Source organism: Labrenzia sp. OB1, assembly GCF_001624695.1.
Taxonomy (GTDB): domain Bacteria; phylum Pseudomonadota; class Alphaproteobacteria; order Rhizobiales; family Stappiaceae; genus Roseibium.
The window spans coordinates 92,832-113,770 of the sequence record NZ_JSEP01000004.1 but is presented as its reverse complement, the minus strand read 5'-3'; the positions used below and the strand labels follow the sequence as shown (position 1 = coordinate 113,770).

The following is a 20,939-nucleotide window of genomic DNA, read 5'->3' as shown; positions in this document are numbered from 1 at the left end:
GCATGCTGCTTGCGATATCGTGTCCGCTTTCGCGGCTTACCTCTAGAGCTTCAAACGACCGAAATGGGGGCGCAAAGCGAGCACTAGAACAGTTGTTTCTCAACACAGTGGATTCTAATTTATCTTGCCAACTTTTTTACAGTGCCGCCCCTTCGCTCAGGATATCCAGATAGGCTCTGTAGGCGAAAACGCGGCCACGTTTACGGCCCGTGATTTCCTCGACTAGGCCCAGCGATGGGTCCGCCCCCTTGCACAATTGAGGTAAGATTCTCACCTTTGCGTATATAAAACACGCGAAAGTCAGTATTTTTTGACAGTTGAGGCGGATAATCCTAACCTTCTCGTAGGTCGAATACGCGAAAGTTAGAACATTGCTCTATCTCGTTGGCGAGAACCTCGATAAAAGTCGTGCGCACTATCAGGCCGAAACCGGCAAGATCGTGCAACTCATGCGCGGCATCTACGTCGATGCCGGCGCCGATGCGGACGTCGATGTGCTTCGGCATTCCATCCGGATTGCCCGCTATCTCTATCCTCGCGCTTATCTCTCCGCTGCCAGCGCTGTCCTGCTCGCGCCGACGCGCGATGGACGGCTCTTCATCAGCGGGCCGCGCAGTCAGAGGACACGTATCAGAACCCTGGAAATCATCCAGAACGTGACCCCCGAACACCCGGCCGTTGCCACCGCCGTCATCGATGATGGCATGGGGGAATTCCACGCCAATGTCTCGTCCGTTCGTCAGCGATTTCTCGAAGGTTTTCGCCTGCGCAGTGAGCATGCCGCTTCAATCGATGAAGCAATGCGTGCCGACATCGCACAGCGACTGGTGGACGAGTATGGCAGCCCCAAAGCCGCTGCCGATGCGCTATGGGCGCTGGCCCGTGAAAACCAGTGGTATCGCGAGGGCGAGCAGGCAGAACGCTATCTTCTTCATACCGGCGCCAAAATTGAGATTCGCAACGAAGCGGCGCTCGATTTCATCGTTGCCTGGCATGGAACCCATATCGGGCATCTCTTGTACGACGGCTTTGAATGGCGCTGGAAACCGGAAGAGGGGTTCGATCTGCCACTGATTCAGCAGCGCGTTCCCGGCCAGCTGCCCCCTTTCATTCTCTCTCTTCTGCCTGAGGGGTGGCTGGAGCGCATTCTCAAGGAAAGCGATGAACGCGCCGTTCTGCGCTCGGGCAAGCGCTACATGTCGAACATCACCATCAGCACCAAGGCTGCCGAGCTTGACGCCTTGCCAGCCGACATTCTGACCTGTCGTCTGAACGATTTCAAAACGGATGGCATCTTCACCGGCACCTATGCGGGACCAGGCCGTGGCGACATCGAGCACAGCTTTGAAGAGAAGCTCGCGCGCCTTTACGCCAGCGCCGACACACCGCGTCTGTCCGGAGTGCAGATCAAGGCACCGATGTTCCTCGGTGAGGACGGGAGGCTCGTTCCCAGTACCCGGCTGCCATTTACGCACATACTCAAGCCCGCCGGGACAAGCGGCTTCCAAGCACTGCCGGTGATCGAATTCCTCGCCATGGCACTCGGTCGCCATGCCGGGCTCGACACGCCCTCGACGGCGCTGGTTGCCATGCCGGACGGGATGCCACCTGCGCTGATTGTCGAGCGCTTCGACATTAGCACTTCCGCTGACGACAAGCGGCGAATAGCGCTTGAAGATTTGTGTTCAGTTCTCGATCTGCCTCCCGAAGCGAAATATGACGGCACTATCGAGCGTATTGCGCGTGCAGTGCGGCCGCTCTCATCCGAGCCGGAAGCCGATCTGCTGCTCGTGCTCAAGCGCGCCTTGTTTGCCTGGCTCATTGCCGACGGAGACATGCACCTCAAGAACCTTGCACTGCTCAAGGTCGCCCAGCCGGATACACGCAGCTTCGAAACCGTACGTGTCGCGCCGCTCTATGACGCCGTCACCACGGTCGTCTTTCCTGGCCTCGAACATGATCGCATGGCACTGAAGATCAACGGCAAGGACAGTCGCCTTCGCCGCGCTGATTTCCTCAGGTCGGCAGCGATCGCCGGCTTGACCGCCGGCGCGGCCAACCAGGCGATCGACGCCGTCCTTACCGGGCTTCGTGTGGGCATTGATGCCGTCACCATTCCGGATGTTCCCGGCATAGACGAAGACATTGCCGCCAAGGCCGAGCAAATGCTCCGGCTCTGCCGCGAACGCGTTGACGCATTCGAATGATTTTGGGCCTAGTCATTCCAAAATTGCGTCACGCTCTAATCGCAATTCATCGTTGCGTTCGATATGGCGATAGACCCTTTTGCACAGCTCCTGATAGCCAGCCCAATAACCATAGTCGTTTGCCTGGTTTTCAAAGCTGGACGGTTGCCACCAATCTGAGAACCAAGATGACGACCGGGCCTGCTTGACTGCAAGAAGAGGGTTCAGGTCTCCATGTATGAGCTGAATAAATGGCTCTGGCTCCAAAAGATAACTGGAAGAGTCTAACCGCCTATAGTCCAAACTCAGCTTTCTGCATGTGTTTGAAAAACGGGCTTGATCATATTCGCCGGAGCCGCCAACCACTTCGCTTAGATTCAACGTCGTTTTGAAAATTTGGCAGACGAAACCATCATGCATCGTGACAATAGCCACGTTGCCTTCCCTCGCCATGCTCCGGATAAACACAATTCTTTTCGGGCGCTGCTTCGCAAGCATTTCCGCCAAGTCCACACCATAAGAGTACAAATCATGCACTTCAAAAGGGTGCCCTTCGCCATGCTTGAGCCAATCCGGCCGAACATTCAGATATTTGGCGACTCGGTCGGAAAGCTCAAAAGGTGGATATGCGCTCCCTCCAAAGACTCGTTCTAATTGCTCCGCCGTCTCTTCCGAAACAGCCTCAGCGACTTTCGAGACAGATATTTTCGCATGGACCGCGTCATTGATCTGCGCCAGCGCCCATTTGTACCTGGTGGAAACGCTGGACATAAACGTCTGCTCTAGCCGCGCAACGATTTCAGCGTTCATGGAGCGATTGCTGAGTTTTGCAGCCTCGGCGATTTGATCGCGCATACCGTCTGGAAGGCGGACGACAAATTGATCTTTATCTTTGGCTTTGGTCTGGCTCGTCATGGCCTGTTGATACTCGCAAAGTGCTATGCAGAAAATACTAGCAGAATGCGATCTTTGTGACATATGGTGCGCCGATAGATAGCACTATGCTATTAACTCGGAGCATGTGAAATGAATAAACAAAACTGGCCAAAGGTCCTCCTGCGCCTGCCTGTTGAGACCAAGCGATTTCTGGAATTGGAAACCCAGAAGAACGCCTCTTCGTTGAACAGCGAAATCGTGCGATGCATCCGGCATCGAATGGAAGACTTGGCCTGCGCATCCCGTCAGGCGCCCAGCTCTCCTCAGTCTGGTCGATAAACGGTCGTCATTGTGATTGAATCGACAACACTTCCCAAGGCTTTGACCGAGGCAAAAACGGCCGTGGAATGGGTGTCCATCTTCGCTGAGAAGGGCATTCGGATTTCTGCTCGCCAGTTGACGGCCAAGGCCCGCAGGTTGGGCGCATTTTACACCTGCACGCGCCCCATGCTGCTTCACCCCGATCACATCGAACTCATTCTCAGTCAGATAGAGCAATGCCCCTCGAACTTATCAAGCGCAAAGACACCGACGTATGGCACATCCGCGGCCGTATCGACGAGATCCCGGACTGTAAGTACATCCGTAAGAGCACGGGAAAGGCTCGAAAAGCTGATGCAGAAACGTACCTAGCCTGGTTCAAGCAGCAACAGATCAGAGCCTATTACGCCTCGGACCTCCCTGAAGAAGAAAGGCCGTTTCTGTTTTCTGACGCCGTTGAGCTTTATAATCCGACCCCGGAATATGCCGGCTACCTGTTGAAGCTCATGCCCTACCTGGAGAACAAGCCGGTCAATGAAATCACACCAAAAATGGTGCGCGAGCTGGGTCCGGCAATCTCGCCGGGCAACTCGACGAGCACATGGCGCAAGCAGGTTATTGGGCCGGTTCGCGCGGTGATCAATAACGCACATGACCTTGGGAAGTGCCAGCCAATTAAGATCAAGGCTTACTCGAACATGGAAAGCGAAAAGCAGGACGTCCTGCGCGGCAAACAAAGCAATGTCGAAAAGGTGCCCGGAGATTGGCTCTGGATATTTTTATTCAAAGAGCACAGCGATTTGCGTTTTGGCCTGATGGCGCAGTTCATGTTCGAGACTGCAGCGAGGATTAGCCAAACACTGGCACTCACACCAGATCATCTGAACCTGGAGAACCGTCGCGTGAAAATGCCGTCCGCCAAGGGCTATGGCGAGACGCCAGTTACGCTGTCTGAAGAGCTGGCGAAAGAGTTGGCCACGCTGAAGCCGCGTCGTCCGAGAAAAACAGGTGATCCAAACCAGAAGCGCCCACTGCTCGTGTTTGGCTACGCCTCGCGCAGCAGCATCTACAAGCCTTGGAAACGCATTTGCGACGCTGCGGGCATAGACCGCCGCATGCCACATGCGGCGGGCCGACACGGCTTTGCTACAGAAATGCTCAATCGACACGGGATCGACCCTCACACAGTGGCAAAGCTGGGCCGTTGGAAAGACGTGAAGTTGCTCTTCGATACATACGGTCATTCGGAGAACGAAGAGCAGAAGATTATGGACGCTCTTCGTACAGGACGCGTACAGGTCTTGCAGCAGATGCGCGATAACGCATTGAATTTAAAGAAAGAATCATAAAATGATATCTTCCCTCCGAAGGCAGAGGTCACAGGTTCGAATCCTGTCGGGTGCGCCAAAAATCTCAGTGTCCGACCCGGAGACATAGGTAACAGTTTGTACCGGAAACACGGGTTACAACTTCGTGCTGACCCGCGCTCGTGAGGATTTCGCGTTTTGAGGCTGGTCTGTTTCCAGTTTGAAGGACATGGACGATGGAGCGATCCGGGGTCCGAAGAACAGAGTATCAGGCCCGGCCTGTCAGCATTCGTCTCAGGGGAGAAGGTGACCACCGGTCGAAAAGTGAACGCCCAATTGAAGACAGGACGGCGACCAGCCCGAAGGGTGGCGGCCGGAATTTTATGGTATCCGGACCGCGCTCTCGCGGGTTCATAGCCTCAGGAAGACGCCCGAGGCGGCGTTCGCAGTGCAGTGCTTTCGGGTGGCCTCCCGAATTTAACTTAATGCAACATGCTCCGGGCAAAAAATATTTCCCGCGAAACACCACGGCGATGTCCGTGTCCTCTACCCATGGGCGATCATCACATGGCGGACGGCGGTATAGTCTTCCAGCGCATAATGAGACATGTCCTTGCCGTAACCGGACTGCTTCATGCCACCATGCGGCATTTCGTTCACCAGCATGAAGTGGGTGTTGACCCAGGTGCAGCCATATTGAAGGCGGGCGGAGGTGGCCATCGCCTTGGAGACGTCCTTGGTCCAGACGGACGAGGCAAGACCATAGTCACTGTCGTTTGCCCAGGTCACGGCGTCATCGACATCCGAAAAACGCGTCACAGAGACGACCGGCCCGAACACCTCGCGGCGCACGATTTCATCGGATTGCAGCGCTCCGGCGATCACCGTCGGCTGATAGAAGAAGCCGTTGCCGTCATGGACCTTGCCACCGGTTGTCGCTTCCATGTGTGAATGTTCCAGGGCACGCTCGACGAAGCTGGCGACCCGGTCCCGTTGACGCATTGAAATCAGCGGGCCGATTTCGTTCCGGGTATCGTCTTCCTGGGCATAGGCGATTTTGGAAACTTCCGACGTCAGCTCGGCGACAAACCGGTCATAGATCTTGTCGCTGGCGTAGATCCGGCAGGCGGCGGTGCAATCCTGGCCGGCATTGTAGTAGCCGAAGGCGCGCAAGCCGGAGACGACGGCGTCCAGATCCGCATCATCAAAGACGATGACCGGTGCCTTGCCACCCAATTCCAGATGCGTGCGCTTGACCGTCCTGGACGCGGCCTGAAGGACCTTTTTGCCGGTGGCAACATCGCCGGTGATGGAAATCATGTTCACCCTGGGATGGTTGATCAGCGCGTTGCCGACGCTTTCCCCACGGCCCAGAACAATGTTCACCACCCCTTCGGGCAAGATGTCCGCGAGGATCTTCGCCATCTTCAGCGCGGTCAGAGGGGTCTGCTCCGACGGTTTGAAGATGACCGTGTTGCCACCGGCAATCGCGGGCGCCAGTTTCCAGGCCATCATCATCAGCGGATAATTCCAAGGGGCGATCGACGCCACGATCCCGATCGGGTCGCGCCGGATCATGGACGTATGCCCCTCCATGTATTCGCCCGCCGCGCTTGCGGGAACACAGCGTGCGGCTCCGGCGAAGAAACGGTAACAATCGACGATCGCGGGAATTTCGTCGTCCCCGACCGCATTGATCGGCTTGCCGCAGTTGAGGGCCTCGAGAGCTGCGAAGCCACCGGCCTCGGCCTCGATCCTGTCGGCGATCTTCAACAGATAGCCGGATCTTTCCGCGGGCGTTGTCCGGGACCAGGTCCTGAACGCCTTGTCCGCCGCCTCGACCGCCCGCTCGACCTGCGCGCTCGAGGCTTCCGGCAGCTTCAGGATGCTTTCACCCGTCTTGGGGTTGAAGATGGTTTCTTCGTGCTCTGTTCCAGCCTCGAAGTCGGCTCCGATCAGCATTTGAGTGTCCACGATCAACCTCCGTTTCCTTGTTATTTTCCGTGCCCGGCGACCCTGTCGCCATCGCGGGTGAGATAATAAGCGCCGAGTATCGGCAGGAACGTCACGAGAACCACGACCATGGCGACCACATTGGTCACCGGGCGCTGCCGCGGCCGGACAAGCTCTTCAAGCATCCAGATCGGCAAGGTCGCCTGCTGGCCTGCTGTGAAGGTCGTGACGATGACTTCATCGAAAGACAGGGCGAAAGCCAGCATTCCACCGGCCAGCAGAGCAGTTCCGATGTTGGGGAGAATGACATGGCGCAATGTCTGGAAACCGTTTGCCCCCAGATCCATGGACGCCTCGATCAGGGATCCCGAGGTGCGGCGGAACCGGGCAACCGCATTGTTGTAGACCACCACCACGCAAAATGTGGCGTGGCCCAGGATGATCGTCCAGATGGAAAAGGGAATATCGGCAATGTTGAATGCCGAGCGCAGCGCGATCCCCGTGATGATCCCCGGCAGGGCGATCGGCAGGATCACCAGTAGCGAAATCGTCTCACGCCCGAAGAACTTCGTGCGGGCGACTGCGGCTGCGCACAGAGTTCCAAGAATCATCGCGACGGCTGTCGAGATCGCGGCGACCTGGACGGAAAGTCCAAGCGCTTCCCAGACATCGGGCCGGTTCCAGGTCACCGAGAACCACTTCACCGTCAAGTCGGGCGGCGGCCAGCGGTAGCTCTTTTCCTCTGTCGTGAAGGCATAGACGAAGATGAGCAGGATGGGCAGATGCAGGAACGCCAGTCCGCAGCCTGCCGCGATCGTCAGCCCGAGCGACGCCCTTTTTTGCCTGTCAAAGGGCATCGAAAGCTCCCATGCGTTTGGCGCCCCACAGGTAGAAGCCCATGATCACGATGGGCACGACCGTGAAGGCGGCCGCCAGCGGGATATTGCCCGCTGTTCCCTGATGAGCGTAAACGGCCTGGCCGATAAACAGCCGCGACGATCCGACGATCTGCGGGATGATGTAGTCGCCGAGAGTGAGCGAGAAGGTGAAGATCGAACCGGCAATCACGCCCGGCAGGGCCAGGGGGAACGTCACATGGCGAAACGTCTGGCGCGGCCCGCCCCCCTGATCGGCGGAGGCTTCCAGAAGGCTGACCGGCACCCGCTCCAGCGCGGCTTGCACAGGCAGGATCATGAAAGGCAGCCACACGTAGAGAAAGACCAGAAACGTGCCGATGTAACTTACAGACAGGGAATTGCCACCGATCACCGGAATGCCGAGCACGGCGTCGAGCAGCCAGGTCATGTGCAGTTTGGCAAAGATCCAGTTCAGAATGCCTTCCTTGGCCAGGATCAGTTTCCACGCATAGACCTTGACCAGGTAACTCGACCAGAGCGGCAACATGATCCCCAGATAGAACAGGGCTTTCCAGCGCCCACGAGCGTAGCGGGCCGCGTAATAGGCGATCGGAAAAGCAATGACGGCCGCCGCGAGTGTCACGGTTGCAGCCATGAGAACCGTGCGCAGGATGATGTCCAGATTCGCCGGATGCAGAAGTTCGCCGTAGGTCTTCAGCGTCCATTCGTACTGAATGAGGCCCGAGAACTCGTCAATTGAAAAGAAGCTCTGGGCAAGCAGCGCCAGAAGCGACCCGAGATAGATCACCCCGAGCCACAGAACCGGCGGACCAAGCAGCACCGCCAGAAGCACGGAAGGCCTGCGCCAGAAGAGGTCCGACAGCCGGGCGAGCACGCCGCCGCCTGGCGGGAGGATGGCTGGTGCCAGCACTGTCATGCGTCCGCGCCCATGACATGAAGAGCGGCAGCGTCCCATGAGGCGGTTACGCTGGCACCAACGGCAGGAACAGGCACGTCGGCCGGAACGGTCGCCGTCAGGCGCACACCCCGGATTTCCAGCCCAATCCGGTTCATCGCGCCGGTATAGCTGCGTGACACGACGGTCGCGGGATGACCGTCTTCATCGCCGATCCGGATGGCTTCGGGACGCAGGCTGGCCCAGGTACCGGTGCCTGTCAGATCCTTCACGAACGACGGTTCAAGCACATTTGACGAGCCGACGAAATCCGCCACGAACCGGCTCCGGGGCCGCTGATAGATGTCCTCGGGAGAACCGATCTGCCGGATCCTGCCCTGGTTGAAGACCGCGACCCGGTCCGCCATGGACAGCGCTTCGCCCTGATCATGGGTGACGAAAATGAAGGTAATGTCCAGTGCCTGCTGAAGCGATTTCAGCTCCTCCTGCATCTGCTCTCGCAGCTTCAGGTCGAGGGCACCGAGAGGTTCGTCCAGAAGCAGAACCCTGGGCTTGTTGACGATCGCCCGCGCGAGCGCCACCCGTTGGCGCTGCCCCCCTGAAAGCGCGCTCGGCGGCCGGTCGCCATAGCCCGGCAAACGCACCATCTCCAGGGCATCCTCGGCGGCGAGATAGCGGTCCTTGCGCCCCATGCCCCGGATCATCAGACCGTAGGCAACATTGTCGCGCACCGACATATGCGGGAAAAGCGCATAGTCCTGGAACACGGTATTCACGTTGCGCCGATACGGCGGCACGCCCTCGGCGGTCTCGCCGAAGATCTCGATATGCCCGGAGGTCGGCTGATCAAATCCGGCGATCAGGCGCAGACTTGTGGTCTTTCCCGACCCGGAGGGACCAAGGAGGGCAAAGAACTCGCCCTCGCCGACCTCAAGATCGACGCTATCGACCGCACGTACATCACCGTAGTGCCGGCTCACCTTTGAAAACTGGACTGCTGGTTGCATCTCACAAACTTCATGCTGCCACCTGCCGGGTGCCCGGCAGGTGGCCGTTTCGTTTCAGGAGAAGGCGCAGGACTTAACGCCCGCCGATCACGCCGATGTAGTCGGATACCCAGCGATAGTAGGGAACGCACTGTTCCTGGCTGTCGCATTTGGAAACCGGCGTGGTCCAGAACTTGATCTTCTCGAAGTCATCCATGCCGTTCCTGGTGCAACCTTCCGCGGTCTGCATGCCGCGGCCATCGGTACAGGCAGCCGGGACGGCAGGGTTTGCGCCGAACCAGACGGCCAGATCACTCATCAGGTTGGAGGACAGCGTGTGTTCCATCCACAGATACGAACAGGTCGGGTTTTCCGCCTCCGCATGCATCATCGTGGTGTCCGCCCAGCCTGTTGCCCCTTCTTCAGGAATGGTGGAAGCAATCGGCAGATCTTCCCCTTGCAGCAGATTGACCTGGAATGGCCAGGAACCGGAGGCAACGACGCCCTCGTTCTTGAAGTCGTCGATCTGGATGAAGGCATCATGCCAGTAGCGGGAAACCAGCGCTCTCTGCTGACGCAACAGATCCAGTGCAGCCGCATATTGATCGGCATTGAGCTCGTAGGGGCTCACGATGCCCAGCTCCGGCTTGTGCGTCATCAGGTAGTTGGCGGCATCGGCAATATGGATCGGCCCGTCATAGGCCTGGACACGTCCCTTGTTGGACTTGCCGTCCGACAGGGTCATCTCCTCGAAGACCACGTTCCAGCTTTTCGGCGGCTCCGCGAATGCTTCCGTGTTGTACATCAACACGTTGGGCCCCCACATGTACGGCACGCCGTAATGGACACCGTCCACCGTATGCCATTTCGCCTCCTTCAGGCGGTCATCGACCGTTGACCAGCTCGGAACAAGATCGACATTGACCGGCTGAACACGCTTGCCCGCAATCAGGCGCAAGGACGCATCCCCGGAGGCGGTAACAAGGTCAAAACCGCCTTCATTCATCAGGGCGACCATTTCATCGGACGTATTGGCCGTCTTGATCTGAACCTTGCAGCCGCTTTCTTCCTCGAATTTCGTTACCCAGTCGAACTTCGGATCGGTTTCGCCACGCTCCAGGTAACCCGGCCAGGCGACGATATTGACCTGGCCTTCCGGATCGCCAAGTTCGGTGAGCATCTCTGCCGCCTGTACACTGGCCGCTTGGGCAACGATCATGGACAGGGCGGAACAACACGTAAGAAATTTCTTCATTTCACAAGCCTTCCCCTCAGAATGGCAGCTCTGCTTCTGCAGTTTTTATGTGAGCGGATATCAGATTGTGCGCTTGTCCAAGCTTTCGCAATTCCAAAAATCAGAAAGCGCATATCGGAAATTCCGATACCTTATCGGTTGCGCAACATCCTGTGCGCCTTCGCGATGTTGATGAAATTCAACGTTGTCTGTTTTGGCGGGGATCCCTTGCGCCAGACGATGCCGACCTGCACGACAGGCAGGGCTCCCGACACATCGCGCGACTCTATTCTGTCCCCTTCCAGCGACCAGGGCCGATAAACGAGATCCGGCAGGATCGCGATGCCCGCCCCGGTCGCGACAAGACTGCGCACGGCTTCAACCGACCGTGTCCTGAAGGCGACGGGAGGCCGCGATCCCAGCGCGCCGAGAAGTTTGCCCGTTGCCTCTTCGATTTCGTCCAGGGTCAACATGATCAGCGGCTCGTCGGATATATCCGCCAGCGCTATGCTGTCAGGCGTCTCCAGCCTGTGTCCGAGCGGCAACCAGAGGCGATAAGGCGACACTTCGAGAATTTCGGCCTGAAGGGCCATTCGATCGCGCAGGTTGGAGACGACCATGACGGCAACATCAAGCTCACCGCCAATCATCAGGTGTTCCAGGTATTCACCACTATCCTCGGTCGCCGTGATCTGCACCGCCGGATAGGCCCTGCGAAAACGGGCGAGAATGTCGGACAGAACATACCCGGCAACCAGGGATGTCACACCCAGGTTCAAGGTGCCGGTGACCTCGTTTTCGCGGTCGACGAAGGCACGCTGCGCATCCGAAACGCTTGACAGGATCTCGGTCGCATGACGCAGGAACTGGTGTCCCTTGTGAGTGATGATCAAACCGCGTGAATGCCGGTCGAACAGGATCACACCGAGGTCCCGCTCCAGTTCCTTGATGCCTTCCGTGACCGAAGACTGTGAAATCGACAATGACTGGGCCGCGCCCGATATCGACCCTTTCTCGGCGGCGGCCACGAAAAACTGAAGCTGGCGAAGAGTAAAAGACATTCGAAATACCTTGCACCAACATGAGACCGATGCAAGCTCAGCGTCTGGTTGGCTCCAAACGCCGTATCAGCCTCGGTGTCGTCAGCGTCATCCGCGACCCACGGCACACTCTGCAATCCACCGTCTGCAACCTGCGCATCCACCAAATATTGGATCATGTGTGGACACAAGGCAGTGGTGCCAGAGCTTGTTGTTTTAAACCACCAGGAATTGACAGGCGGCGATGCGGAACCGGAGCGGCCGGGACACGAAGGCGAGGCGTATCGAGACCGGACAGGCATCCGGGGTCACTCCACGGCAAACCTATCGGCTCCGCCGGTTTCCCTCACGACCTTTTTGGCGCATTCGAACAGGGCCCGCCGGTCCTCCGGCTTGTGCATCAGCCCGAGATTGGTGACGGTCGTCATGACACAGGCGATTTCCTGCTGGGCATCGAAAACCGGGACCGCCTGTCCCGTGATTCCCGGCAGAAGGTGATCGGTCAGCTCGGACCAGCAGGTCTTGCGTACCTCGTCCACCTGGTTACGCGAAGCGCGTTTGCCACGGAAATGCGCAGGCTGCAGTTTTCTCGCCATGTCGATCTGGCTCTCCGGAAGAAACGCCTGGAAGACCAGCCCGCAAGCCGAATTGTCGACCGGCAGGACATCGCCGAGACCGACGGAACTGATTGAAAACAGGGAGCTGCGATACCAGCGCACGACGGTCGGCCCGCGCTCGGTCCAGATCGCAACCCCCGCGCTCGCGGCAAATCCGCTCGCAAGTTCCTTCATGTATCTGGCGGCGATCTCGACCGGATGAATCCTTTTCAAGGCACCAATACCGATGCTGAGTGCGGTCGGACCCAGGTCGTAGAAACCGGTTTGCGGATCCTGCATGGCCAGGCCTTCCTTCACCAGGCTCTGCAGGTAGCGGTGTGCGGTGGGGCCGCCGGTTCCCGCCTCGCGGGCAATCACCCCGAGGGCCGTGGGTTCGGCTGCGTTTGCGAGGATGTTCAGAAAGCGGGTTGCGATCGAAACCGACTGTATGTTTCCCGACCGCTTCGGGGTGTCTTCGCCACCGTCCTTGTCGTTATCTTCACTCATGAAACCGGCGTCCGCCCATGATCCTTGCAGCATTTGCCGCTGGATCCCGATCCTGAACAGTCTTGCAAAGCGATCTCCCCCGTTTGCCCGTCAGCCTATTGGGCATTCGCCTCCAGTTCAATCGGGAAACCGACAAAATTCCCGTTCAGATTCAGATCGTTGCCCGGTCATGTTGCTGCAATGCAACTTTTATTCATGAGTTTTTAACTCATGTTGAAATGTGTAATCTATTCTGTATAGTGGAACCCGATTGATCCATACGTCCGGGGCCGGGGGGCAAGTTCTGACCACTGACGGCAATGGATTTCTGTCTCCGAAATCTGTCGCGGCAAGAGTTATCCAGCTGGCGCAGAATCATCACTATCAGGGTAAAAAAATGAAACCTACTCGGATTGCGAATTTGCTTGGCAGTACGGCTGTGTTCACAGTTTCACAGCTCGTATCGAGTATCGCGTGGGCTCAGGACAACGGAACGAACACCGCATCGGGAAGCACGCTGCTCGACACGATCTACGTGAGCGGCGAGAACATCACCCGTACCCTGCAGGAAACGGCCAGTTCGGTGGAGATCATCACCGGAGCCGACCTTGAAACACGGCCGGACGAACAAAACGTCCAGAGCGCCATCGGGGATGTTCCGAACGTCTATTATCCGGGAACGGTCGGTGTCGCTCCGGTGATCCGGGGACAGGACACCCAGGGACCGAACACAGGCGCCGTCGCCTTTTATTCCGGCACGGTGCCGCGTGCCTCGATCAACATCGACGGGCACTATCAGAGCTATTTCGAAACCGTGTTTGGCGCGACCTCCATCTGGGATGTGGATCAGATCGAAGTGTTCCGCGGCCCACAGACAACATCGCAGGGCGCCAACAGCATCGCAGGCGCGATCATCGTCAAGACCAAAGATCCGACCTTCACCCCGGAAGGCGCGCTGCAGGCCGAATACGGCAACTACAATACGCACCGGGTGTCCGGCATGCTGAGTGGACCGCTGAGCAGCCAGCTCGCCGCCCGCGTCGCTGTTGACTATTATGGCCGCGACACCTTCATCGACTTCATCAATTCGGGTTTCACCGAGGAGGCCACAGACCTCGATATCATGTCGTTCAACGGACGTGCGAAACTGCTCTATACACCGGACGCCATTCCCGGCCTGACGGCCAAGCTCACCTATGCAACGGCGCAGAATAACCAGCCGACCTATGAAGCGGCCACCGTTCAGCCCTTCGACAAGCTTGAGAACGATCAGGCCAGTGTGCCGAGCTTCTATTCGCGCACGCATACCGGAATTGCCGATCTGTCCTACGAGTTCGATAATGGCGTCGTCATCAGCAATCAGGCGCAGTATACCGACCTCTATGTGGACCGCAGCCTGGATCCCGTCGGCAATGGCGACGCAAAGATCGACCAGCAGAACTGGTCGAACGAGACGCTGGTGAATTTCGGCAGCGCGGACAGCACGATCAGTGGTGTTGCCGGTCTCTATGGCTCTTATACCCACTCGGATGAAAGCCTGCTGCTGCCCTACAACGGGTCGCCAGACTTCGAAGATTCCAAAACCAACCTCGGTATCTTCACCGAGCTCGATTACCGCATCAATGAGGCCTGGATGCTGACCGGCGGACTGCGCTTCGAGAGCGACCGGATCAAGCGCGAAGGTCAATCGACGACTGCGGGCGCCGTGCCGGTGAGTTTCGACTATGACGAGACTTTCAACGCGCTTCTGCCGAAGATCGCGCTTGCCTACAACATCACACCCGACGTGACCGTTGGCGGCCTGGTGAACCGGGGCTTCAACCCCGGAGGGGTCGGCTTCGATTTCTTCAGCGGAACGGCGCGACCGTTCAAGGAGGAAACGTCCTGGAACTATGAGATCTTCGGCCGCGCCAATCTGCTGGACGACGCGCTGCTTGTCTCGGCGAACCTGTTCTACACGGATTATCAGGATTCCCAGCGGTATTTCCAGACCACCCTTCCGGGCAGCAGCGTGACCCAGTTGCTGACGCTGAACGCGGAGGAGGCGCATGCCTACGGTCTTGAACTTGCGATGAGCTACCAGGTTCTGGACAACCTGCGCGTCAACGCAAATGCGGGCGTGATGCAGAGCGAAATCACGCAATTCGATACGCTTCCCAACGTGGAAGGCAACGAATTCAGCAAGGCTCCGGGGTATACGATCGGTGCCGGCGTGGACTGGACTGTCATGGAAAAGCTGACGCTCTCGGCGAATGTCGAACATTTCGACGGCTATTATTCCGACGATCTCAACACGCAGGCCCTCCAGGTGGATCCCTATACGATCGCCAATGCCCGTGCGACTTTCCAGGTTCACGACCACTTCCAGATCTATGGGTACGTGAACAACATTTTCGACGAGCGTGTCCCGACCTACATGGAAAACCGGCCGGGTGTCGCCAACTTCGCGATCATGACGGAACCACGCATGTTCGGTATCGGCGCGAAGGCGACTTTCTAGAACAGGCGGAACCTGAAACACAAAAGCGCCTGCATCGAAACCGATGCAGGCGCTTCATGCTGTTTGAAACCCTTCAGCTCGTCTTTACGGGCAGGTGCAGCACAAGCTGCGCGCCGACCCGGAATGCAGGGTATCATTCGCACCGCGGGCGCGGCCTTTCCAAACCGATGAACACAGAACGCTTGCTCGCTTACGCTCGCTCTGATGCATTGTATTCCGGATCTGTGCTCGACTTGCGTCTCACCTGTCCGGAATTACCGGCGTAAAGGGGCGCTCAGTCTCTCAATACGGTCATCAGAACGGATGGTCTCGTAAAGACCTCAACACACAAAAACGCCTGCATACCGATTGAATGCAGGCGCTTTTGTCAAGGGCTCTCAGCCTGGGCCGGAACTGGCGACCTGGAAATCAGAATTCGATTGCCCGGTCGCCGTCGGCGTCCCTGATGCGGGTCGGCAGGCCGATCCGGTTGAGGATGGCGAGGAAGGGATGCGGCGGCAGTTCTTCCACGTTGGCCATCTTCTTCACGTCCCATTCGCCGGTGGCGATCAGCATTGCTGCCGCAACAGGCGGCACGCCGGCCGTATAGGAGATGCCCTGGCTGCCGACTTCCTCATAGGCTTCCTTGTGATCGGCAACATTGTAGATGAACACCTCGTGTTCCTTGCCGTCCTTGATACCCTTGACGAAGTCGCCGATGCAGGTCTTGCCGGTATATTCCGGCGCCAGGGAGGATGGATCCGGCAGGCAGGCCTTGACCACTTTCAGCGGCACCACTTCCAGCCCTTCCGCCGTGGTGACCGGCTTTTCCGAAAGCAGACCGATGTTCTTCAGGACGGTGAAGACGTTGATGTAGTGTTCGCCGAACCCCATCCAGAAGCGCACATCCGCGCCATCCATGTTCTTCGACAGGGAATGCACCTCGTCATGGCCGCACAGATAGGCCTTGCTCTTGCCGACGACCGGCAGGTCATATTCCTTGCCGACCTCGAACATGCTGTTCTCCTGCCATTTTCCCTTCTGCCAGGAGTAGACCGTGCCGGTGAATTCACGGAAGTTGATCTCAGGATCGAAATTGGTGGCGAAATACTGCTGGTGGCTGCCCGCATTGATGTCGACGATGTCAACCTCGGTGACCTTGTCGAGATAGTCTTCCTTGGCAAGACGCGCAAAGGCGTTGACCACACCGGGGTCGAAGCCGGCTCCGAGAATGGCGGTCACCCCGGCCTTTTCGCACTCCTCGGCGCGCTTCCATTCATAGTTCGCGTACCAGGGCGGCGTTTCGCAGATCTTGCCCGGCTCTTCGTGTATCGCCGTATCGATATAGGCCGTACCGGTCTTGATGCAGGCGCTGAGCACCGACATGTTCAGGAAAGCTGTGCCGACATTGATGACAATTTGAGAGCCGGTCTTGCGGATCAGGTCCGCGGTGGCATCAATATCGAGCGCGTTCAACTCGTGCCCTTCAAGGACACCGGGCTGTTTCAGTGCGTTCTTCTCATGAACTGACTTGATGATGTCGTCGCACTTGGACTTTGTGCGCGACGCGATGTGAATATCGCCGAGAACGTCGTTGTTCTGTGCGCATTTGTGCGCGACCACCTGAGCGACACCTCCGGCGCCGATGATGAGAACAGTCTTTTTCATTGGATCCCATACCTTCCTTGGAACTTGAAGGGAGAGTTTTGGAGCAAGGCCTCAGGACAAACTCTGTTCGTAGTCCTGATAAGTGAATTCGCGGACGGACGTGATGGACCCATCCAGTTCCTTCACAGCGATGGCCGGCATTTTCACGCCGTTAAACCAGTTTTTCTTGACCATCGTGTAACCGGCCGCATCCTGAATGGACACGCGGTCACCGGTCTTGAGCTTTTCGGAAAAGCGGAACTCCCCGAAAATATCGCCGGCAAGACAGGACTTGCCGCAGATCATGTAGGGATGGTCTCCCTCGTTCGGCGCGACCCTGGCGCTTTCGCGGTAGATCAGAAGATCAAGCATATGCGCTTCGATGGACGCATCCACGACCGCCAGGTCCTTGCCGTTGAACAGCGTGTCCAGCACGGTTGTCTCCAGCGTCGTGGAGTTGGTGATCGCAGCTTCTCCGGGCTCCAGGTAAACCTGGACGCCATATTTCTCCGCGAACGCTTTCAGCCGGTCGGCGAACAGGTCCAGCGGATAATTCTCACCGGTGAAGTGGATGCCCCCGCCGAGGCTGACCCACCCGGCCTGTTCCAGCAGTGCGCCGAACTTCGCCTCGATGTCTGCGAGCATTCGATCGAACAGCGCGAAATCGGAATTCTCGCAGTTGTTGTGGATCATGAGGCCGCTGATCCGGTCCATGACCTTTTCCACCTTTACCGCATCCCACTCGCCAAGTCGCGAGAACGGACGGGCGGGATCCGCCAGGTCGAAGCTGGATGAGCTCACCTGAGGATTGAGACGCAGTCCGCACACGATGCCCGCCGACTTTCCGGCGAATCGCTCCAACTGGCTGATCGAATTGAAGATGATCTTGTCCGCATGGGAAATCACCTCGTCGATTTCATAATCGGCATAGGCGACCGAATAGGCATGCGTTTCCTTGCCGAAACGCTCATGGCCGAGCCGGACCTCGTTCAGAGAGGACGAGGTGGTTCCGTCCATAAAATCTCGCATGAAGTCGAACACGCACCACGTCGCAAAGCACTTCAGTGCCAGAAGCGCCTTGGCGCCCGAACGGTCGCGCACGTAGGCGATCTTCTCCAGATTACGGAGCAGGCCTGCCTTGTCGATCAGGTAATAGGGGGTCTCGATCATGTGTCCGTGTCCAAATTGCATGTGGCCGAACCATCGGCCACATCTTCAGGCGAAGGAGCGCATGCCCCGGTTTCCAGACGTCGCGTGACAGACCAGCACTCCGGTGTCAAACCGCCGGGCGGAACTCCAGGATGCTGACCGGACTTGCGGTTGGTGTGACGGATAGCGTCTCGAAGCCGGATTTGGCAAGAAGGCTGGAAAATTCTTCCGCCGTTCGCTCCCGCCCGCCGAGTTGCGTGAGCATGAAAATATCCTGCGAGGACCCGCGCGCTCCGGCCTGCGCGTCATTGACCATCATGTCGATCAACAACAGGCGCTCGTTGCCTGCCAGGGCACGTTTGGTGTTCTTAAGGATGACCGTGGCCGCCTCGTCGTTGAAGTCGTGAAAGACACGGCTGAACAGGTAGACATCCGCGCCGCCGGGAACGCTCTCGAAAAACGATCCGTTGATGACAGACGCACGGCCCTGCAGCCGCATCTCCTCAAACAACGGGTCGAAGTCTTCCGCGGAGCGTGGCAGTTCGAACAGGATGCCCTCGGTTCCCGGATTTTTCTCCAGCGTCTGGGCCAGGAACGATCCGTTGCCTCCGCCGACATCCGTCAGCTTCGTGCCCGGATCGAACTGCATGCTCTGGACGACCACCGCCCCGATCCCGCGCGAGGCACCGTTCATCTGGTCGTCGAAACGCTTCTGGGCTGCGCTGTCCTGTGCGTGCCGCTCGAAAAACGCGGACCCGTGGGCCAGGTCGAAAGCCGTTGTGCCCGACCTCAGCTGTTCCGTGAGGTTCTCCCAGGAGCGCCACAGCAACGGATCGAGTTCGCAGGCGACCCAGTTGTTCAGGCTCTGCGGGTGACCGGGCACAAGATGGCGGGTGATGGGCAGCGCGATATAACGGCCCTCATCATTCTTGCCTATGACCTCCTCGTTGACGAGGTGATTGAGGAGCCGGTCAAGCAGACCCGGCTGCGTCCCGGTTGCCTGTGCGAGGTCTTCCACCGACCTTGCGTCTTGCGCCAGAAGCGCGGGAATGCCGAGTTCGACCAGGACCCTGATACATTGAGAGGTTCGATAAGCCGTGATCTGCGCCATCAGTTTGAACGGCGGGATAGCGGCAGATTGATCTTGCGAGACTGCTTGGGGTGCGGACATTTACCCAATCCTTTTTGTCTGATGAATTTCTGAAATTCCTGAATGCGCCCGGGCAAAATCCGGAAATCCGGCTTTTCACACGTGCCCCCCCTAGGCGCCGAGGGTTGCCCCTCCATCCACCACGATATCCTGAAGGGTGATGTGGCCGGCCAGGTCGGAGGCAAGGAACAGAGCCGTTTCGGCGATATCGTCGATGGTCGCGATCTTGGCGAGGGGGATACCGAGTTTGAACTGATCGGGCAGGCCCGACACCAGTTGCCGGTATCCGACACTTCCGCCGACCATGTTGCTCAGCATCGGCGTATCCGTCGACCCTGGCGAGACGACGTTGCAGCGGACGCCAAAGGGCGCCAGTTCCAGGCCGATACAGTGACTGAGGCTGGCCATGGCCGCCTTCGAGGCGCAATAGGCGGTCATGCCCGTGCGCGGCACATGCCCCGCGTTCGACGCGATATTGACGATGGCACCCGCGCGCTGTGCCTTGAACACGGGGATCCAGTGCCGAAGCAGGTAAAACGGACCACTCGCGTTGACGGCAAAGCAGGCCTGCCAGTCTTCCGGGGTCAGGTCTTCGGCCGCCCCGGTTCTCAGAACACCTGCCGCATTGATCAGGATATCCAGGCGATCAATGTCGGTCATGAGCGCGTTGCAGACATCGGAGACCTGCTCCGCATCGGTCACATCGAGCTGAACGAGCCGGAACGGCAGGCCGGGATCTCCCGGCTGCCGGTCCAGTCCGACGACGTCCGCACCGGACTCGCAAAAGCGTTCGGCGATGCGGCGGCCGATCCCGCTGGCCGCCCCCGTCACCAGAACCCGCTTGCCGCCGAACTGACGGTGCCACATTGCGGGCTCTCCCTTGTCCTCAGGCAGCAAGACGTCTGCTTTCGATCAGGGACCACCAGCCGTTCAAAGTGGGAACCTTGGCGAGCTCGTCGAAGCCGACCACGACACCGCGCTCTTTCAGTTCGCTGGCGAGCTTCATCACCTGGATGGAATCGAGACCGTAGAAAATCAGGTTTTCCTCCGGATCGAGTTCCGCATCGTCCTCGATCAGTTCCTGAACGCGGGCCTGCAACCACTCCCGGGTCGGATTCGACGCCGCCGCGTCTCCTGTCAGACTGGCGGTGTCCGTGACCGCGCCGCAGCGGGTGGCGACGTATTTGAGGGCCATGCGATGGTCGTCCTCGGAGAAATCGGCCACAGCGTCGGAGATCATGAAGGCCTGAATGTCATTCATGAAGGCATCGGCGACGGTCATCAGGCAGCCGATATGCGCATAGATGCCGCCGACGATGAGCTGATCCCGGCCGAGGTCCTGCATGCGTTGCTTCAGGTCCGAGCGTTGAAACGCGCTGTAGCGCCATTTGGTCAGGACCACGTCGTCCTCGCCCGGCTCCAGGCCCGCGACCACCTGCTGCAGGGCCGGATCGGCCACGGTCAGTCCCGGGCCCCACATGTCGTTGAGAAGCGCCCGGTCCTCAGGCGCCTGGTCGTGCGGCTGGGCGGTGTAGATCACCGGAACGTTGTTTTCATGCGCCCAGTCGCGGACGCGGCGCAGATTTGCGATCAGTTTGCGGCGGAGATCGCCGTCCTCACCATAAAAACGCAGGAAATAGTTCTGCATGTCATGGATCAGCAGAACGGCCCGCGCGGCCTCCGGTTTCCAGGAGGTCTTGTTTGCGGGAACATCCTGCGGCATCGGGTAATCGGAAATTGTCGGAATGGTCATGAG

At 58.4% G+C, this 20,939-nt stretch carries 15 protein-coding genes and 1 pseudogene; 3 read left to right on the top strand and 13 right to left on the bottom strand.

Going from position 1 to position 20,939, the window contains the following annotated elements; translation table 11 throughout:
* Positions 1 to 371 precede the first annotated feature (371 nt).
* Positions 372 to 2,207 carry a type II toxin-antitoxin system HipA family toxin gene (locus OA90_RS07065; RefSeq protein ID WP_068408951.1) on the top strand — a complete coding sequence of 612 codons (1,836 nt, stop codon included), beginning with the start codon at positions 372 to 374 and terminating at the stop codon, positions 2,205 to 2,207.
* 747 nt (positions 2,208 to 2,954) lie between these two features.
* On the opposite strand, the pseudogene OA90_RS29860 reads toward OA90_RS07065, so the two are convergent.
* Positions 2,955 to 3,101 (bottom strand): annotated as a pseudogene (locus OA90_RS29860) (Arc family DNA-binding protein); the annotation flags it as partial.
* 518 nt (positions 3,102 to 3,619) lie between these two features.
* On the opposite strand from OA90_RS29860, the gene OA90_RS07055 reads away from it, so the two are divergent.
* Complete coding sequence (locus tag OA90_RS07055) at positions 3,620 to 4,732, top strand: tyrosine-type recombinase/integrase (RefSeq protein ID WP_068408949.1); 1,113 nt, start codon at positions 3,620 to 3,622, stop codon at positions 4,730 to 4,732.
* Positions 4,733 to 5,236: 504 nt separating this feature from the next.
* Here OA90_RS07055 and OA90_RS07050 read toward each other — a convergent pair.
* The 7 genes from OA90_RS07050 to OA90_RS07020 form a co-directional block, all read right to left on the bottom strand.
* Positions 5,237 to 6,664: a gamma-aminobutyraldehyde dehydrogenase gene (locus OA90_RS07050; protein ID WP_068409216.1), complete on the bottom strand. Its 1,428-nt coding sequence runs from the start codon at positions 6,662 to 6,664 to the stop codon at positions 5,237 to 5,239.
* A 20-nt stretch (positions 6,665 to 6,684) separates the two neighbouring features.
* Positions 6,685 to 7,500 (bottom strand): ABC transporter permease, encoded by an 816-nt coding sequence (locus OA90_RS07045; RefSeq protein ID WP_068408948.1) that lies wholly within the window; start codon positions 7,498 to 7,500, stop codon positions 6,685 to 6,687.
* A complete protein-coding gene (locus OA90_RS07040) occupies positions 7,490 to 8,437 on the bottom strand; it encodes an ABC transporter permease (protein ID WP_068408947.1) in 948 nt (315 codons plus the stop codon). Before OA90_RS07040 ends, OA90_RS07045 begins: the two co-directional genes overlap by 11 nt.
* A complete protein-coding gene (locus OA90_RS07035; protein ID WP_068408946.1) occupies positions 8,434 to 9,423 on the bottom strand; it encodes an ABC transporter ATP-binding protein in 990 nt (329 codons plus the stop codon). The genes OA90_RS07040 and OA90_RS07035 overlap by 4 nt, the downstream gene beginning before the upstream one ends.
* A 73-nt stretch (positions 9,424 to 9,496) precedes the next feature.
* The gene (locus OA90_RS07030; RefSeq protein ID WP_068408945.1) at positions 9,497 to 10,657 is read right to left on the bottom strand and encodes an ABC transporter substrate-binding protein; all 1,161 of its coding nucleotides are present in this window, start codon (positions 10,655 to 10,657) and stop codon (positions 9,497 to 9,499) included.
* Between the two features lie 131 nt (positions 10,658 to 10,788).
* Positions 10,789 to 11,697, bottom strand: coding sequence for a LysR substrate-binding domain-containing protein (locus OA90_RS07025; RefSeq protein WP_068408944.1), 909 nt, complete (start codon positions 11,695 to 11,697; stop codon positions 10,789 to 10,791).
* 287 nt (positions 11,698 to 11,984) lie between these two features.
* Complete coding sequence (locus OA90_RS07020; RefSeq protein ID WP_068409215.1) at positions 11,985 to 12,779, bottom strand: IclR family transcriptional regulator; 795 nt, start codon at positions 12,777 to 12,779, stop codon at positions 11,985 to 11,987.
* Between the two features lie 418 nt (positions 12,780 to 13,197).
* On the opposite strand from OA90_RS07020, the gene OA90_RS07015 reads away from it, so the two are divergent.
* Positions 13,198 to 15,258, top strand: coding sequence for a TonB-dependent receptor (locus tag OA90_RS07015; RefSeq protein WP_347876832.1), 2,061 nt, complete (start codon positions 13,198 to 13,200; stop codon positions 15,256 to 15,258).
* A 408-nt stretch (positions 15,259 to 15,666) separates the two neighbouring features.
* Here the strand turns inward: OA90_RS07015 and OA90_RS07010 are convergent, their stop codons facing one another.
* The 5 genes from OA90_RS07010 to OA90_RS06990 form a co-directional block, all read right to left on the bottom strand.
* Positions 15,667 to 16,905, bottom strand: coding sequence for a saccharopine dehydrogenase family protein (locus tag OA90_RS07010; protein WP_068408943.1), 1,239 nt, complete (start codon positions 16,903 to 16,905; stop codon positions 15,667 to 15,669).
* Positions 16,906 to 16,956: 51 nt separating this feature from the next.
* Positions 16,957 to 18,054: a carboxynorspermidine decarboxylase gene (locus OA90_RS07005; RefSeq protein WP_068409210.1), complete on the bottom strand. Its 1,098-nt coding sequence runs from the start codon at positions 18,052 to 18,054 to the stop codon at positions 16,957 to 16,959.
* Between the two features lie 106 nt (positions 18,055 to 18,160).
* The gene (locus OA90_RS07000) at positions 18,161 to 19,204 is read right to left on the bottom strand and encodes a methyltransferase (protein WP_082836895.1); all 1,044 of its coding nucleotides are present in this window, start codon (positions 19,202 to 19,204) and stop codon (positions 18,161 to 18,163) included.
* 90 nt (positions 19,205 to 19,294) lie between these two features.
* The gene (gene dhbA, locus OA90_RS06995; RefSeq protein WP_068408941.1) at positions 19,295 to 20,050 is read right to left on the bottom strand and encodes a 2,3-dihydro-2,3-dihydroxybenzoate dehydrogenase; all 756 of its coding nucleotides are present in this window, start codon (positions 20,048 to 20,050) and stop codon (positions 19,295 to 19,297) included.
* A gap of 19 nt (positions 20,051 to 20,069) precedes the next feature.
* Complete coding sequence (locus OA90_RS06990) at positions 20,070 to 20,936, bottom strand: isochorismatase family protein (RefSeq protein ID WP_068408940.1); 867 nt, start codon at positions 20,934 to 20,936, stop codon at positions 20,070 to 20,072.
* Positions 20,937 to 20,939: the final 3 nt, after the last annotated feature.